The sequence below is a fragment of the Candidatus Pantoea rara genome, from assembly GCF_051136265.1.
Classification (GTDB): Bacteria; Pseudomonadota; Gammaproteobacteria; order Enterobacterales; family Enterobacteriaceae; genus Pantoea; species Pantoea rara.
In genome coordinates, this window is record NZ_CP194942.1 from 83,843 (window position 1) to 100,446 (window position 16,604).

Consider the following 16,604-nt stretch of genomic DNA (forward strand, 5'->3'; position numbering starts at 1 on the left):
TTAACCTCTCTCATTCAGATCATCAGGCGTATTGATATTGCGGAAGGCGGCTTCATCATCATCGAGCTGAACAGCATGACCGCCGTGATCGCGCAGGAAGTGCATCAGACGTCGTTCACCAGCCTCAAGGTATTCATAAAGAGGTGCAGCCAAATCACGGTGAATCAGAGCAAGCGTCGGGTGATCACGCAACTGTGAGCGAACCCAGACGGCCGGTGCTTCTCCGCGTTGTTCGACCAGTTGTTCAACGAAGTTAAGAGGAATGGCAGGCGTATCACAGGAGCAAAAAACAGCCCATTCGCCGTCGATGGCGAGCAACGCACTGTAGATACCAGCCAGCGGACCCGGATAATTATCAAAAACATCCTGAACAACCCGATACCCGCTTAACTGATAACGATCAATATTGCGATTGGCGTTAATCATGACAATGTCGACTTGTGGCCTGAGCCGTTCAAGGACATGCTGATAAAGCGGCCTGCCCTCCAGTTGCACTAATCCTTTGTCCTGACCACCCATACGGCGGCCCAGACCACCGGCCAGAATGATGCCGGTTAATATTGTCATGACTATACCCTCGCTGATGACACACTGTGAATACGGGAGAAACCTGAATGAAATGCCATCGTTTAAACGAATTGATCGAGTTGCTACAACCCGCCTGGCAAAAAGAGCCTGACCTGAATCTGGTCACATTTTTACAGAAACTGGCTCAGGAATCTGGATTCCGTGGCCCGTTAAGTGAATTAACTGACGATGTATTAATTTACCATCTCAAAATGCGTGACTCAGCCAGCGATGATGAGATCCCTGGGCTGAAAAAAGACTATGAAGTTGATTTCAAAACAGCCCTGCTCCGCGCAAGGGGGGTCATTAAACAGGACGAGTAGTGTTATCCTTGGCTACTATTTGCAAGGGCAACCACAGGTAACATGATGAGCGACGCTGCTTTTAACTTCCAGACATTGAATCCCGACGTATTGCTTGATGCGCTGTGGGATACAGGAATTCGCGTCGAATCAGGTCTGACAGCCCTGAACAGCTATGAGAACCGGGTTTATCAATTCAGCGATGATGAAAAACGTCGCTATGTTGCGAAATTTTATCGCCCGCAGCGCTGGCGTGCTGAACAGATTGCTGAAGAGCATCAGTATGCACTCGATCTGCTAGCTGACGAGGTGCCCATCGCGGCGCCACTGCGGCTAAAGGGCGAGACACTGCACAGCCACGCAGGCTTCTTCTTTGCCGTATTTCCCAGCCTGGGTGGACGGCAATATGAGACAGACAATGAAGATCAGATGGAATGGGTAGGCCGCTTTCTGGGCCGCATTCATCAGACCGGGCGTAAAGCGCTGTTTAGCCAGCGGCCGACGATGGGACTGGATGAGTACCTGCATGAGCCCCGGCAGGTGCTGGAGCAATCACTATTAGTGCCTGCATCGCTTAAGGCTGCATTACTACAGGCGATTGATAAGCTGGGTAACGCGCTGCAGCAACAATGGCACACGACGTGGGAGCCGCTACGATTACATGGCGACTGCCATCCGGGTAATATCCTGTGGCGTGATGGACCGCTGTTCGTCGATCTGGATGATGCCCGTAATGGCCCGGCGGTACAGGATCTGTGGATGCTGATCAGCGGCGACAGACAGGAACAGCGTATTCAGTGGGATATTCTGCTGGAGGCTTACAGTGAATTCAGTGATTTTGATATTAATGAATTGTCACTGATTGAACCTTTACGCGCTATGCGCATGGTTTATTATCTGGCCTGGGTTGTCCGACGCTGGCAGGATCCCGCTTTTCCTCGCGCTTTCCCCTGGATGACAGATGAAGATTTCTGGCGCAGGCAAATTTCACTCTTTACCGAGCAGGAGAAGCTGTTGCAGGAACCTCCTCTGCAGCTGACACCGCAATATTAATGACGTAGTCAGGAGAATTTTTCACGATGAAAAAAATTTGGTTTGCACTGATGGGTTTAGTGCTGGCATTCAGCGCGTCTGCTGCCCAGTTCACTGAAGGTAAACAATATGTAAGTCTGCCGAAACCCGTGGCCGGCGAACCTCAGGTGATGGAGTTCTTCTCTTTCTTCTGCCCGCACTGCTATCAGTTTGAACGTATTTATCACGTCAATGACGCGGTGAAAAAGAATCTGCCTGCTGACACTAAACTGGTGAAATACCACGTCGATTTCCTCGGTGGTGACCTGGGACCGGTTGTGACTCAGGCCTGGGCTGTGGCGATGGCGCTGGGCGTTGAAGATAAGGTGACAGTACCGATCTTTGATGGCATTCAGAAAACACAGACCATCACCGATCCTGCCAGTCTGAAGGAGACCTTTGTCAAAGCGGCCGGTATCTCCGCTGCTGACTACGATGCGGCATGGAACAGCTTTGCTGTAAAAGCGCTGGTTGCACAACAGCAGAAAGCCGCTGCGGATGTTGATCTGCGCGGTGTGCCAGCGATGTTCGTGAATGGTAAATATATGGTGAACAACGGCGGCCTCGATACCAGCTCTATGGATAATTTCGTCGCAGACTATGCCAACGTGGTTAAATTCCTCGTAAGCCAGAAGTAATCAGCCTTACCATCCCATTTAACGCCAGCTCTGCTGGCGTTTTTTTATGCCATTGAACAGAGACGCAAATTTTGTCCATCTCCAGGGCATAAATTTAATATCCACACAAGGGATCACGTAATTAAAATTGCCGATCGGGTCACGGAAATTAAATAAGCATATGAAAAATATAGACTTTATCCGGGGTTAAAATCTTTAAGATCCTGAAATACAGCGCGTTATAATTTTTACGCACAAAGTTATCCACAGAATGATCGTTGCGATCTTACCTCCAGAACCGTCAAAAACGCTACATATCCTGCGCCTTAGTTCACCATTTCCGCCAGCTTGTGGCATCCTTATAGACCAACCCATAGCAACGAAGACTACACAGACTTATGGCGCAAATAGCAGAAAATCCCCTCATTCTGGTTGATGGCTCATCCTATCTTTATCGCGCGTATCACGCGTTTCCGCCGCTGACCAATAGTGCAGGTGAACCCACTGGCGCCATGTACGGCGTGCTTAACATGCTGAAAAGCCTGCTGGCGCAATACAATCCGAGTCACGTTGCTGTGGTGTTCGATGCCAAGGGCAAAACCTTCAGGGATGAGTTGTTCGAGCATTACAAATCTCACCGTCCGCCGATGCCAGACGATCTGCGGGCGCAGATCGAGCCGCTGCATGAAATGGTACGGGCGATGGGGCTGCCGTTGCTGGCTGTGAGCGGCGTTGAAGCCGATGATGTCATCGGTACGCTGGCGCTGGAAGCGGAGAAAAAAGGCCTCTCAGTACTAATCAGCACCGGCGACAAAGATATGGCTCAGTTGGTCACCCCAGCCATCACGCTGATTAACACTATGAGCAATACCATTCTGGGCCCGGAAGAGGTTGAGCAGAAATATGGTGTGCCGCCCGCCTTGATCATCGATTTTCTGGCCATGATGGGCGACAGCTCAGATAACATCCCAGGCGTGCCGGGTGTGGGTGAGAAAACCGCACAGGCTCTGCTACAGGGTCTGGGCAGCATGCAGACGATCTATGACAATCTGGACAAAGTGGCCGATCTCGGATTTCGTGGTGCTAAAACCATGGCGACCAAACTTGAGCAGAATCGTGATGTGGCGTTTCTCTCCTATCAGCTGGCGACCATCAAGACGGACGTTGAGCTGGCGCTGCCCTGTGAAGAGCTCACGGTCACTGAACCCAATGTCGAGGCACTGCAGACCCTGTTCAGTCGTTATGAGTTCAAACGCTGGCTGAGTGACCTGCAGGACGGTAAATGGCTGCAGGGCAAAAAGAGTCATACTCAGGCGCAAACGGCGCTGTCCGATGAACCCGTTGCTGTAGTTGAAACCAGCAGCGTGTTACCGACCGAGGGTTATGTCACGATCCTGGATCAGGAACACTTTGATAGCTGGCTGGAGAAGCTGAAAAAAAGCGAAGTGTTTGCCTTTGATCTGGAGACCGACGCGCTGGATACCCTGAGCGCTAACATCGTCGGTATCAGCTTCGCGGTGGCGCCCGGTGAAGCCGCCTACCTGCCGGTTGCTCACGACTATCTTGATGCGCCTGATCAACTGGATCGTGCAGCCGTTCTGGCACAGCTCAAGCCCTTGCTTGAAGATGAAAACGCCTGGAAAGTGGGCCAGAACCTGAAATACGATCGTGGCGTCCTGAAGAACTACGACATTGAACTGGCCGGTATCAAATTCGACACCATGCTTGAGTCCTATATTCTCAACAGCGTGGTGGGTAAGCATGACATGGATAGCCTGGCCGCTCGCTGGCTTAACCATAAAACGGTCACCTTCCAGGAGATCGCCGGTAAAGGCAAAAATCAGCTGACGTTCAATCAAATCGCGTTAGAGCAGGCATCGCATTATGCTGCCGAAGATGCTGATGTGACCCTGCAATTGCATCTGAAGATGTGGCCAGAGCTGGAGAAAGAAGCAGGCCCGAAAAAAGTTTTCGAGCAGATTGAGATGCCGTTACTGACGGTGATTTCCCGGATAGAGCGCAATGGCGTGTTGATCGATCAATCAATTCTGGCGCAGCATTCGAAAGAGCTGACTGCCCGACTGGCGGAGCTGGAGTTAAAGGCGCATGAGCTGGCAGGCGAACCCTTTAATCTCTCATCCACCAAACAGCTTCAGGTGATCCTGTTTGAAAAGCAGGGGATTAAACCCACGAAGAAAACACCCGGCGGTGCGCCGTCAACCAGTGAAGAGGTGTTAGCTGAGCTGGCACTGGATTATCCGCTGCCTAAGGTGATTCTGGAGCATCGCGGCTTATCCAAACTCAAGTCGACCTATACGGATAAACTACCGCTGATGATTAATCCGATAAGCGGGCGCGTGCATACCTCATATCATCAGGCTGTTACTGCCACCGGACGCTTATCTTCTGCCGATCCGAATCTGCAAAACATCCCGGTGCGTAATGACGAAGGACGCCGAATTCGTCAGGCATTTGTGGCGGCCAAAGGCCATCGCATTGTGGCAGCAGACTATTCACAAATTGAGCTGCGTATCATGGCGCATCTCTCGCAGGATAAAGGATTGCTGGACGCGTTTGCTCAGGGCGAAGATATTCACCGCGCCACGGCATCCGAAGTGTTTGGTGTGGCGCTGGATAAGGTCAGCGGCGAACAGCGTCGCAGCGCCAAGGCGATCAATTTTGGTCTGATTTATGGCATGAGCGCATTTGGTCTGTCGCGTCAGCTAAATATCGGTGCGGGCGAAGCGAAGAAGTATATGGACCTCTACTTTGAACGCTATCCGGGTGTACTGCGCTATATGGAGAACACCCGCCAGCTGGCCGCAGGTAAGGGCTATGTCGAAACGCTGGAAGGCCGTCGTCTGTGGCTGCCAGATATTAAATCCAGCAACGCGATTCGTCGGAAAGCCGCAGAACGCGCCGCGATCAATGCGCCAATGCAGGGAACGGCAGCAGATATTATCAAGCGCGCGATGATTGCCGTGGATAACTGGCTGGAACAGCAAAAAGATAAAGACGTCCGAATGATCATGCAGGTTCACGATGAACTGGTATTCGAAGTGAAAACGGAGGCGGTTGAAGAGGCTAGCCAGAAAATTCGTGCGCTGATGGAAGGCAGCGTTCAGCTTGACGTCCCTTTGCTGGTCGAAGTCGGGGTAGGCAACAACTGGGATGAAGCCCACTGATTCACGTCCTGAGGTCGGTTCCGCAGGGCGGGATCGGCCAGTGATCAGGTATAAGAAAATCGTTTGATTAACCGGTTTAGCGTGGTGAAAACGGGCATTGAGAGAAAGTGCTTTTCTAACTACTTATCGTCTAAACACTTTTTTCGTCATTAAACTACATCGCAACGCTATTTTTGTGATGTGCATGGTAAAAAAAGCCCTGTTTGATGTAAGTAAGCAACAAAAAAGCCTTTGTCACGCACAGAAAATCAGGTAAAGTTCGTCGCGTAGGGTACAGAGGTAAGATGTTCTATCTTTCAGACCTTTTACTTCACGTAATCGGATTTGGCTGAATTTAGCCGCCCCAGTCATTCTGTGACTGGGGCGTTTTTTATTGGGCTTTTTGCATCGCTAGCTTCAGCGGCACAGGGCTGCCACTTACTCTTCCGCGTCCTGATCCTCAACCGCAGGTTCAAGCGTATTAAACCAGCTGTCCAGCTTCTGACGAACCTTATCCACACCGATTTTCTTCAGCGATGAAAAGAGTTCTACCTGCACATCACCAACAAAATCGAGTGCGGCTTCACGCACGACATTGAGCTGTGCTTTACGAGCACCTGAAGCCAGTTTGTCTGCTTTAGTCAGAAGCAACAGCACCGGAATGCCGCTTTCTACTGACCACTGAATCATCTGCCGGTCGAGATCTTTCAACGGGTGACGGATATCCATCAGGATTACCAGGCCTTTCAGCGCCTGACGTTTTTGCAGGTATTCACCTAGCGCGCGCTGCCACTTCAGCTTCATCTCTTCCGGGACTTCGGCATAACCGTAACCGGGCAGATCGACCAGACGCTTACCCTCTTTAACTTCAAACAGGTTAATCAACTGCGTACGCCCTGGCGTTTTACTGGTACGCGCCAGACCCTTCTGATTGGTTAACGTATTCAGCGCACTCGATTTTCCCGCGTTCGAGCGGCCAGCGAAAGCCACTTCAATTCCGGTATCGGCAGGCAGATGGCGGATGTCCGGCGCGCTCATGACAAAGTGGGTAACGTGATAATTCAATTCAGACAAGGTGACACTCCAGAAAACGCATTAATGCAATGCGGGCGATTATACGCGTTATGGCGCTAAAGTGCTCAACAGCGTCTCATTAGCCACCTTTGTAAGAGATTTGCCATTGAGGCTGCAGGTTATTTCGCTTTTTACCTGAATTATTAAAAATAAAAATAATTACAATTCAATCCCTTAACATGAATCGTTCTTTTTTCGAACAAACTATTTGCGGCGCTGACTTGAGGCTTTTACCAGTTGGTCTACATTAATGTGCAGTGCACGGCAGCACCCATCAGGATGATGTGCTCAGGGATACCAGGAGGGTTTTGAGCGTTGGAATGGACCAGGTCAGGGATTGCGGACCAGACAGGGATAAGGAAAAGCTCAGGAGTTGAGCAGGCGCGGGATTGACTGGGATGTTACGAGCCGAAAAGGATTTAAAACATGATTCCTTCCTGTGAAGGTATGAAATAAGGCGACAGCTTGAGCTGTCGCCTTTTTTCTTTGTCTACTTTCTGCTAGATTTCGCCGCAATTCTATACTGAATAAAAAAAGCCGGGACCGAATACTATGAAGCAACCTGCACGAGCTGCTCACGGCAAACCTGCCGTTAAAGCCAAACGCAAATCGCGTGACGATATCAACCATGAAGCACGCGATCGTAAACGTGATAAAAAGCATCGCGGACATGCATCTGGTAGCCGTGCTAATCCGACGGCATCCGAAAACAATGGCGGAAGTCAGACGAATAATGTGAAAGATCCGCGCATCGGGAGTAAAAAACCGGTGGCGCTGATTGCTGACGGGAAAACCACAGCCGTTAAGCCAAAGAAAAGCGTTGAAAAACCAGCCGCTGAGAAGAAAGTACGCCTGACGCCAGAAGAAGAACTGGCGAAGCTGGAAAATGATGAGCGTCTGGATACGCTGCTGGATCGGCTGGAAAATGGCGAAACGCTGTCGGCTGAAGATCAGGGTTGGCTGGATGCCTCGCTGGACCGTATCGACGAACTGATGGAGCAGTTGGGCATTGTGATGGATGATGCCGAAGATGAGCAGGCTGAAGAGGATATGTATCGTCTGCTGAAGGGCAACTAAGCAAATTTGATCGGCATGCGGTTTCCGCATGCCGCGCTTATCAGGTAAACGACAATGTTTTGGCCTGGATCAATTTTCGTGCTGCTGGCGACATGTTATCTGCTGTGGTTATTGTTTAAACTACGACGCCTGTCGCGGCTGAAGCAACATTTACGTCGGGTCTCATCCCGCTTACCTTTCATCTCCTCTTCTTCGCGACCTTCTCTCAGACGACGTCACCGGAAGGAGTGAGCATGCCATCGCAGCAGATTGAGTGGGATCAGGCGTTAATTGAAAAGTACAATTACGCTGGCCCGCGTTATACCTCTTATCCCACCGCGCTGGAGTTCAGCGAGCAGTACACGGAAACTGATTTCCAGCACGCCGTCGCGCGTTATCCTGATCGTCCGCTATCGCTCTATGTTCACATTCCCTTCTGCCATCGTCTCTGCTACTTCTGCGGCTGCAATAAGATTGTGACGCGCCAGCGCCACAAAGCAGACCGCTATCTGGATGTGCTTGAGCAGGAGATTATTCAGCGTGCGCCGCTGTTTCGTGAGCGTAAGGTCACACAGCTTCACTGGGGGGGCGGCACACCCACCTTCCTCGACAATGCGCAGATTTCGCGGCTGGTGGGTTTGCTGAAGCAGCACTTCAGCGTAACCGATGATGTTGAAATGTCGATCGAGGTTGATCCCCGGGAAATTGAGCTTGATGTGATCGATCACCTTGGATCGCTGGGATTTAATCGTCTGAGCATGGGCGTGCAGGATTTCAATAAATCGGTGCAGGAACGGGTTAACCGGGTACAGGACGAAGAGGTAATTTTCGGCCTGATGGCGCGCGCGCGTGAACAGGGCTTCAGCTCAACCAGCATCGACCTGATCTATGGTTTGCCCCTGCAGACGCCAGCCAGCTTTGCCTGGACGCTGGAGCGGGTCATGGCGCTGAATCCGGATCGCCTTAGCGTGTTTAACTATGCGCATCTGCCGGCCATGTTCGCAGCACAGCGCAAAATCAAAGAGGATGAACTGCCCTCCGCTCAGCAAAAGCTGGATATTCTGCAGCAGACCATCTCGACCCTGACTCAGCAGGGCTACCAGTTTATCGGAATGGATCACTTTGCGAAGCCGCAGGATGAGCTGGCCATCGCGCAGCGTGAAGGGCAGTTGCATCGCAATTTCCAGGGATATACGACGCAGGGCGACAGTGACTTACTGGGGCTTGGCGTCTCAGCCATCAGCATGATTGGCGACAGCTATGCGCAGAACCAGAAAGACCTTAATACCTGGTATAGTCGTGTGGAACAGCAGGGAAATGGCCTGTGGCGCGGTATCGCCCTAACCGACGATGATTGCCTGCGTCGTGATGTGATTAAAACGCTGATTTGTAACTTCTCGCTGGATTTTGCCGCGACAGAAGCGCGATGGCGAATTCGCTTCAGCGACTATTTTGCTGAGGATCTGGCGCTGCTGAAACCGTTAATCGCTGACGGGCTGGTGGTACAAACGGCTGGCGGGCTTGAGGTGACGGGAATTGGCCGGTTACTGATTCGTAATATCTGTATGTGCTTTGATCGCTATCTGCGTCAGAAAGCGCATCAGCAGCAGTTTTCGCGCGTTATCTGAAGAAACGGGCTGGCAGGTCATGCCAGCCCGAACCGAACCGCTTATTCCATGCCAAGCTCTTTCAGCTTGCGCGTCAGGGTGTTTCGTCCCCAGCCCAGCAAACGTGCCGCTTCCTGCTTGTGGCCTTGCGTATGACGCAGCGCAGTGGTGAGCAGCGTACGCTCCATCTCCGGCTGTGCCTCCGACAGTAGATTCTGATGACCGGAACGCAGGGCGCGGTCGGCCCACTGTGCCAGCAGCGTTGCCCAGCTGTCAGGCAGCGACTGCACCGGATTTTCAGGGGTGCTGGATTCAAACAGTTCGCCGGGCAGATCCTGAATCAGCACTTCCTGACCCGCAGCCATTACCGTCAGCCAGCGACAGGTGTTCTCCAGCTGACGCACGTTACCGGACCAGTGCAGCCGGGTTAAGGCTGTTTCGGTTTCCGGATGCAGAATCTTCGCTTCCACGCCCAGCTCACGTGCCGCCACCTGCAGGAAGTAACGCGCCAGACGCGGGATATCTTCGCGACGCTCACGCAGCGGCGGCAGATGCACGCGGATCACATTCAGGCGATGGAACAGGTCCTCACGGAACTTGCCTTCCTGCACCCGTAATTCCAGGTTCTGGTGGGTTGCGGCGATAATACGCACATCCACTTTGACTGGCGCATAGCCACCGACGCGATAGAACTGACCATCGGCCAGCACGCGCAGCAGACGGGTCTGCACATCCAGCGGCATATCACCGATTTCATCCAGAAACAGCGTGCCGCCATCCGCCTGCTCAAAACGGCCCTGACGTATCTGGTTCGCCCCGGTAAAGGCGCCTTTCTCGTGACCAAACAGTTCTGACTCAATCAAATCTTTGGGTATTGCCGCCATATTCAGCGCGATAAAGGGCGCTTTAGTGCGTGGGCTATGGCGATGCAGCGCATGGGCTACCAGCTCCTTACCGGTACCGGACTCACCGTTGATCAACACGCTGATCGAAGAGCGTGATAACCGTCCGATGATGCGGAACACATCCTGCATCGCAGGGGCTTCACCAATGATATCGGTGGTCGGTCCGCTGACCGGCTGATTACGCGGCTGCTGCTGCTCCTGATAATGACTGATAGCACGTTCTACCAGCGCCACCGCTTCGTCAATATCAAACGGTTTAGGCAGGTAATCAAAGGCACCCTGCTGATAGGCACTGACGGCAGCATCCAGGTCCGAATGCGCTGTCATTATGATGACCGGAAGCATCGGATGACGTTGTTTAATCTGTTTCAGCAGCGCCAGGCCATCCATACCGGGCATGCGAATGTCTGACAGTAAAACGTCCGGGGTTTTGGTTGAGAGGGCATCCAGCACCTCGCTTGCGCTATCAAAAGTCGCACAGCTCAAACCGGCTCCAGTGAGCGCGCGTTCAAGCACCCAGCGGATGGAGCTATCGTCATCGACGATCCAGACTATCCCTCGTTGCATAGAAACCTCACTGGCGAATAGGCAGGTAAACCGAAAATTCGGTGTGTCCTGGCCAACTGTTAAATTCAATTTTTCCTGAATGTTGATCAATCAGGCTACGGGCGATGGAGAGGCCTAAACCGGTTCCGCCTTCACGTCCGCTGACCATCGGATAAAACAGCGTATCCTGCAGCTGGGCCGGAATGCCGGGACCATCATCTTCAATATCTATACGTGCCACCAGGCGATAACGCGTGCCGTGCAGCGTGAGCTGGAAAGCTGTGCGGGTGCGGATAATAATGGTGCCGCCATCGTCTCCCAGCGCCTGAAGCGCATTGCGCACCACGTTAAGCAGCACCTGTTCGATCTGATCGGGGTCGTGCGGCAGTTCTGGCAGGCTGGGATCGTAATCCCTTACCAGCGAGACATTATCCGGCAGCTCCATCGACACCAGATTAACCACCCTTTCAGCGACCTGATGAATGCTCTGCGTGATGTGCATGCCAGGCTGCTGCGGCCCTAAAAGGCGATCCACCAGATTCCGCAACCGGTCGGCCTGTTCAATAATCACTTTGGTGTATTCGTTCAGCGAGGGATCGGGCAGGGCGCGGGATAAAAGCTGTGCCGCACCGCGCAATCCGCCCAGCGGATTTTTAATCTCATGGGCCAGACCGCGAACCAAATCGCGAGCGGCTACCTGCTGGGCGTGCTGTAACTGCTCCTGACTAAGCCGGCGCTGATTATCCATCGGCGCCATTTCCATCAGAATTAAACCATCGGGTAACCGCTGGGCGGTCAGCGACATAATGTGTGCGCGACCATCAACGACCAGCGTAACCTCACTGTCAGTAAATCCCTGGCCAGCCTCAAGACTCTCGCGCATCACCTCAATATTCAGCGAAAAGTAGCCGGTTAACTCCGGTAACGGCGTGCCGAACAGTTTGCGTGAGCTTTGCGCCAGTAATTGCTGCGCCGCCGGGTTGGCGTAATGAATAACCAGATCGTTATCCACCAACAAAATACTGTTGATTAAAGCGTTGAGTATCTGCCCTGCATCGGGCAGAGAGCCAGTTGCCATAAAACGTTCCTCTGCACCAACCCGGTGCATTTTAGTCTTAAAGCCGAAAGGAGGGCGAATGAACGGTGAATTCGCGGAGAAAAAAGCCCATCCGAAGATGGGCTAAAAGTTTCCACGGCAACAAAATCGTTTGACCAGTTAAACGCTGTAGTAAAGCTCGAACTCAACCGGATGAGGCGTCATGCGAACGCGATCCATCTCTGCTTTACGCAGTTCGATGTAAGCCTCGATCGATTCGTCAGTGAATACACCGCCACGGGTCAGGAACTCGCGGTCTTCGTTCAGTGCATTCAGCGCTTCTTCCAGAGAGCCTGCAACTTTTGGAATCTCAGCTTCTTCTTCCGGTGGCAGGTCATACAGGTTCTTATCCATCGCATCGCCAGGATGGATTTTGTTGATGATGCCATCCAGGCCAGCCATCAGCAGAGCGGTAAACGCCAGGTATGGGTTAGCCGCTGGATCCGGGAAGCGCGCTTCGATACGACGAGCTTTCGGGCTGGCAACAACCGGAATACGGATTGATGCTGAGCGGTTACGGGCAGAATAAGCCAGCATAACCGGTGCTTCGTAACCCGGGACCAGACGCTTGTAAGAGTTGGTGGTCGGGTTCGCCAGTGCGTTGATTGCTTTAGCGTGCTTGATGATACCGCCAATGTAGAACAGCGCCATTTCAGACAGGCCGCCGTACTTATCGCCGGCAAACAGGTTCTGGCCACCTTTAGAGAGTGACATATGGCAGTGCATGCCTGAACCGTTGTCGCCAAACATGGGCTTCGGCATAAAGGTCGCCGTTTTGCCGTAAGCGTGGGCAACGTTATGAACGACATATTTGTAGATCTGAATTTCGTCTGCTTTTTTAGTCATGGTATTGAAGCGGGTTGCCACTTCGTTCTGACCCGCAGTCGCCACTTCGTGGTGATGCGCTTCAACAACCAGACCCATCTGCTCCATCGTCAGACACATGGCAGAACGGATGTCCTGTGATGAGTCGACTGGTGGAACCGGGAAGTAGCCGCCTTTCAGACCTGGACGGTGACCTTTGTTACCGCCTTCGTACTCTTTACCGGTGTTCCATGCCGCTTCGATATCGTCGATAGCCACATGTGAACCGGACGTCGATGAACCGAAACGAATGTCATCGAACAGGAAGAATTCTGGTTCTGGTCCAAACAGCACCGTATCCGCGATGCCGGAAGAGCGCAGGTAATCTTCAGCGCGCTTAGCGATAGAGCGTGGGTCGCGGTCGTAGCCCTGCATAGTGCCTGGCTCAAGAATGTCACAACGGATAATCAGCGTAGAATCTTCGAAGAACGGGTCCATGACCGCCGTGGTGGCGTCAGGCATCAGCACCATGTCTGATTCGTTAATGCCTTTCCAGCCGCCAATAGACGAACCATCGAACATTTTGCCTTCTTCGAAGAAGTCAGCATTAACCTGGTGAGCAGGGATCGTAACGTGCTGTTCTTTACCTTTGGTATCGGTAAAACGCAGGTCAACAAACTTAACTTCATGCTCGTTCATCATCGAGAGAACGTGTTCAGCGGACATACTCAACTCTCCTGGAAATGGTCTTTCATTATCTACATGGCGAGGAAACGTCGTTTCCGGAATCCGTGGCAGGAAAAAATTCCCTGACCCACATCTTCCGGCACGCTCTTCAACCGACAACTGACTGGCGTTTACGCTTGATTTAGATAAAGCGAATTCTGTGCCAACTTTCCTGATGTTGCTTAAATCGCCTTGTGCTGCACCTTTATGTCATAACACGGCTGCACCATGATGATTTTTGCGCACCATAATGGTGCTTTTTGATGATCGCCTAGCACCATTTTGGTGCACAAGACCAACTTAGTGCATTTTCTGCACCGGGAATAGGGCAAATATGCATCTATCTAATAAACTTTCAGTGAAAAGTGTGATGGTGTTCAGTCTTCCGCTTAATCAGTGTACAATAACGCGCTATTTCTAATGCCTGAGGCAAAGCTGTGATCGAAAATTTGCGTAACATCGCCATCATCGCGCACGTTGACCATGGAAAGACCACCCTGGTTGACAAACTGCTGCAACAATCCGGTACTTTTGATGCCCGTACCGAAGCAACAGAGCGCGTGATGGACTCCAATGATTTGGAGAAAGAGCGTGGGATTACCATCCTCGCAAAAAACACCGCCATTAAGTGGAATGACTACCGTATCAACATCGTTGATACCCCGGGACACGCCGACTTCGGTGGTGAAGTTGAGCGCGTCATGTCCATGGTGGACTCGGTGCTGCTGGTTGTAGATGCGATGGATGGCCCTATGCCGCAAACCCGCTTCGTGACCAAAAAAGCGTTCGCGCATGGTCTGAAGCCGATTGTGGTTATCAACAAAGTAGACCGCCCTGGTGCGCGTCCGGATTGGGTTGTAGATCAGGTATTTGACCTGTTCGTTAACCTGGATGCCACTGACGAGCAGCTCGACTTCCCTATCATTTTCGCCTCTGCGCTGAATGGTATTGCAGGTCTTGAGCACACCGACATGGCTGACGATATGACCCCGCTGTATCAGGCAATCGTTGACCATGTTGCGCCGCCGAAGGTTGAGGCTGATGCCCCACTGCAGATGCAAATCTCTCAGCTGGACTACAACAACTATCTGGGCGTGATCGGCATCGGCCGCATCAAGCGCGGTAAAGTTAAGCCTAACCAGCAAGTCACTATCATCGATAGCGAAGGCAAAACCCGTAACGGTAAAGTCGGTAAAGTTCTGACTCACCTGGGTCTTGAGCGTATCGACAGCGATCTGGCAGAAGCGGGTGATATCATTGCTATCACCGGTCTGGGCGAGCTGAACATCTCTGACACTATCTGTGATCCACAGAACGTGCAGGCGCTGCCAGCACTGAGCGTCGATGAGCCAACCGTAACCATGTTCTTTAACGTCAACACCTCACCGTTCTGCGGTAAAGAAGGCAAGTACGTGACTTCACGTCAGATCCTTGAGCGTCTGAATAAAGAACTGGTTCACAACGTGGCACTGCGTGTTGAAGAAACCGAAGATTCTGACGCCTTCCGCGTATCAGGTCGTGGTGAGCTTCACCTCTCTGTTCTGATCGAAAACATGCGTCGTGAAGGCTTCGAGCTGGCAGTATCCCGTCCGAAAGTTATCTTCCGTGAAATCGATGGCCGTAAACAAGAGCCATTCGAGAACGTCACGCTGGATATCGAAGAGACGCATCAGGGTTCTGTTATGCAAGCCATGGGTGAGCGTAAAGGCGATCTGAAAAACATGGATCCGGATGGCAAAGGCCGCGTACGTCTCGACTACGTGATCCCAAGCCGTGGCCTGATTGGCTTCCGTAACGAATTCATGACCATGACTTCCGGTACCGGTCTGCTCTACTCTACCTTCAGCCACTACGACGATATCCGTCCGGGCGAAGTGGGCCAGCGTCAGAACGGCGTCCTGATCTCTAACGGTCAGGGCAAAGCTGTAGCGTTCGCGCTGTTCGGTCTGCAGGATCGCGGTAAGCTGTTCCTGGGCCACGGTGCAGAAGTCTATGAAGGCCAGATCATCGGTATTCACAGCCGTTCTAACGATCTGACAGTGAACTGTCTGACCGGTAAGAAACTGACCAACATGCGTGCTTCAGGTACCGATGAAGCAACAACACTGGTTCCACCGCAGAAAATGACGCTGGAGCAGGCGATCGAGTTCATCGATGATGACGAACTGGTAGAAGTGACGCCACTGTCGGTGCGTATCCGTAAACGTCATCTGACTGAAAACGACCGCAAACGTGCTTCACGTGGTCCTAAAGAGGCATAACTGTCTCTTTAAATGATAAAGAGCCCCGCATGCGGGGCTTTTTTTTGCCTGAAATTCGGGCTTCTCAAGCCGGGCCAGCCAATATTTGTGCGAGTTGCTGCGCGCTTAACCCACCTCCTGCCGTTTGCGCTTTTCTCTCCCCGAGTGCCTGTTCAGCCTGCACTTTTGCCGCTAGAGTGAATACTCCAGGGAACAGAAGGAGAGACACCATGCTGTATATCTTTGATTTGGGCAATGTGATTATCGATATCGACTTTAACCGCGTGCTGGGTGTCTGGAGTGACTTTAGTCGTGTACCGCTGGCTTCGCTGCAAGGCCATTTCCAGATGGATGAAGCGTTTGAGCAACACGAACGTGGCGAGATCAGTGATGAAGATTTCGCGCTGGCGCTGTGTGAGAAGCTCGAAATCGCGCTGAGCTATGAGCAGTTCGCGGCGGGCTGGCAGGCTGTCTTCGTTGACGTGCGTCCGGAAACCCTGGTGCTGATGAACCGGCTGCGGCTGGAAGGTCATCGCGTGGTCATCCTCTCTAACACTAACAAGCTGCATTGCGAATTCTGGCCGACCCAGTACCCGGATGTGCAGCAGGCGGCAGATAAAATCTATCTCTCTCAGGAGTTAGGCATGCGTAAACCGGAAGCCCGGATTTATCAGCATGTGCTGGACGCAGAAGGTGTGACTGCCGATCAGGCGGTGTTCTTTGATGATAATCCACAGAATATTGAGGCGGCCCGCGCTCTGGGTATTGAAAGTGTACTGGTTACTGACAGTAAAACGGTACCCAACTGGTTTGCAGGTTTACAGTAACT

General features: G+C 52.2%; 13 protein-coding genes. 8 read left to right on the forward strand and 5 right to left on the reverse strand.

Annotated elements, in window-relative coordinates; translation table 11 throughout:
• Entirely contained in the window at positions 1-567 is a 567-nt protein-coding gene (gene mobA, locus ACR8BF_RS00385; RefSeq protein ID WP_179899189.1) for a molybdenum cofactor guanylyltransferase MobA, read from the reverse strand.
• Positions 568-614: 47 nt separating this feature from the next.
• On the opposite strand from mobA, the gene ACR8BF_RS00390 reads away from it, so the two are divergent.
• The 4 genes from ACR8BF_RS00390 to polA all read left to right on the forward strand — a co-directional run bounded on the left by ACR8BF_RS00390 (position 615) and on the right by polA (position 5,742).
• Complete coding sequence (locus tag ACR8BF_RS00390; RefSeq protein ID WP_033759287.1) at positions 615-890, forward strand: YihD family protein; 276 nt, start codon at positions 615-617, stop codon at positions 888-890.
• Between the two features lie 45 nt (positions 891-935).
• The gene (locus ACR8BF_RS00395) at positions 936-1,922 is read left to right on the forward strand and encodes a serine/threonine protein kinase (RefSeq protein ID WP_179899272.1); all 987 of its coding nucleotides are present in this window, start codon (positions 936-938) and stop codon (positions 1,920-1,922) included.
• A 26-nt stretch (positions 1,923-1,948) separates the two neighbouring features.
• Positions 1,949-2,578 carry a thiol:disulfide interchange protein DsbA gene (gene dsbA, locus ACR8BF_RS00400; protein ID WP_003850731.1) on the forward strand — a complete coding sequence of 210 codons (630 nt, stop codon included), beginning with the start codon at positions 1,949-1,951 and terminating at the stop codon, positions 2,576-2,578.
• Positions 2,579-2,955: 377 nt separating this feature from the next.
• On the forward strand, positions 2,956-5,742 hold the full coding sequence (gene polA / locus ACR8BF_RS00405) for a DNA polymerase I (protein WP_314985743.1): 2,787 nt from the start codon (positions 2,956-2,958) through the stop codon (positions 5,740-5,742).
• Between the two features lie 417 nt (positions 5,743-6,159).
• Here the strand turns inward: polA and yihA are convergent, their stop codons facing one another.
• Complete coding sequence (gene yihA / locus ACR8BF_RS00410; RefSeq protein ID WP_179899192.1) at positions 6,160-6,795, reverse strand: ribosome biogenesis GTP-binding protein YihA/YsxC; 636 nt, start codon at positions 6,793-6,795, stop codon at positions 6,160-6,162.
• 552 nt (positions 6,796-7,347) lie between these two features.
• On the opposite strand from yihA, the gene yihI reads away from it, so the two are divergent.
• Together yihI and hemN are read left to right on the forward strand one after the other, a co-directional pair.
• Positions 7,348-7,872, forward strand: a complete 525-nt coding sequence (gene yihI, locus ACR8BF_RS00415; protein ID WP_179899193.1) for a Der GTPase-activating protein YihI — start codon at positions 7,348-7,350, stop codon at positions 7,870-7,872.
• Positions 7,873-8,105: 233 nt separating this feature from the next.
• Positions 8,106-9,479: an oxygen-independent coproporphyrinogen III oxidase gene (gene hemN / locus ACR8BF_RS00420; protein WP_434745414.1), complete on the forward strand. Its 1,374-nt coding sequence runs from the start codon at positions 8,106-8,108 to the stop codon at positions 9,477-9,479.
• Between the two features lie 41 nt (positions 9,480-9,520).
• On the opposite strand, the gene glnG is transcribed toward hemN, so the two are convergent.
• The 3 genes from glnG to glnA form a co-directional block, all read right to left on the reverse strand.
• Entirely contained in the window at positions 9,521-10,930 is a 1,410-nt protein-coding gene (gene glnG, locus ACR8BF_RS00425) for a nitrogen regulation protein NR(I) (protein WP_010258440.1), read from the reverse strand.
• A gap of 7 nt (positions 10,931-10,937) precedes the next feature.
• Positions 10,938-11,987 carry a nitrogen regulation protein NR(II) gene (gene glnL, locus ACR8BF_RS00430; RefSeq protein WP_179899195.1) on the reverse strand — a complete coding sequence of 350 codons (1,050 nt, stop codon included), beginning with the start codon at positions 11,985-11,987 and terminating at the stop codon, positions 10,938-10,940.
• Positions 11,988-12,125: 138 nt separating this feature from the next.
• Positions 12,126-13,535 carry a glutamate--ammonia ligase gene (glnA, locus tag ACR8BF_RS00435; RefSeq protein ID WP_179899196.1) on the reverse strand — a complete coding sequence of 470 codons (1,410 nt, stop codon included), beginning with the start codon at positions 13,533-13,535 and terminating at the stop codon, positions 12,126-12,128.
• A gap of 437 nt (positions 13,536-13,972) precedes the next feature.
• Between glnA and typA the strand changes: the two genes are divergently transcribed.
• Positions 13,973-15,796 (forward strand): ribosome-dependent GTPase TypA, encoded by a 1,824-nt coding sequence (gene typA, locus ACR8BF_RS00440; protein WP_179899197.1) that lies wholly within the window; start codon positions 13,973-13,975, stop codon positions 15,794-15,796.
• Between the two features lie 209 nt (positions 15,797-16,005).
• The gene (yihX, locus tag ACR8BF_RS00445; protein WP_313701213.1) at positions 16,006-16,602 is read left to right on the forward strand and encodes a glucose-1-phosphatase; all 597 of its coding nucleotides are present in this window, start codon (positions 16,006-16,008) and stop codon (positions 16,600-16,602) included.
• Positions 16,603-16,604 lie beyond the last annotated feature (2 nt).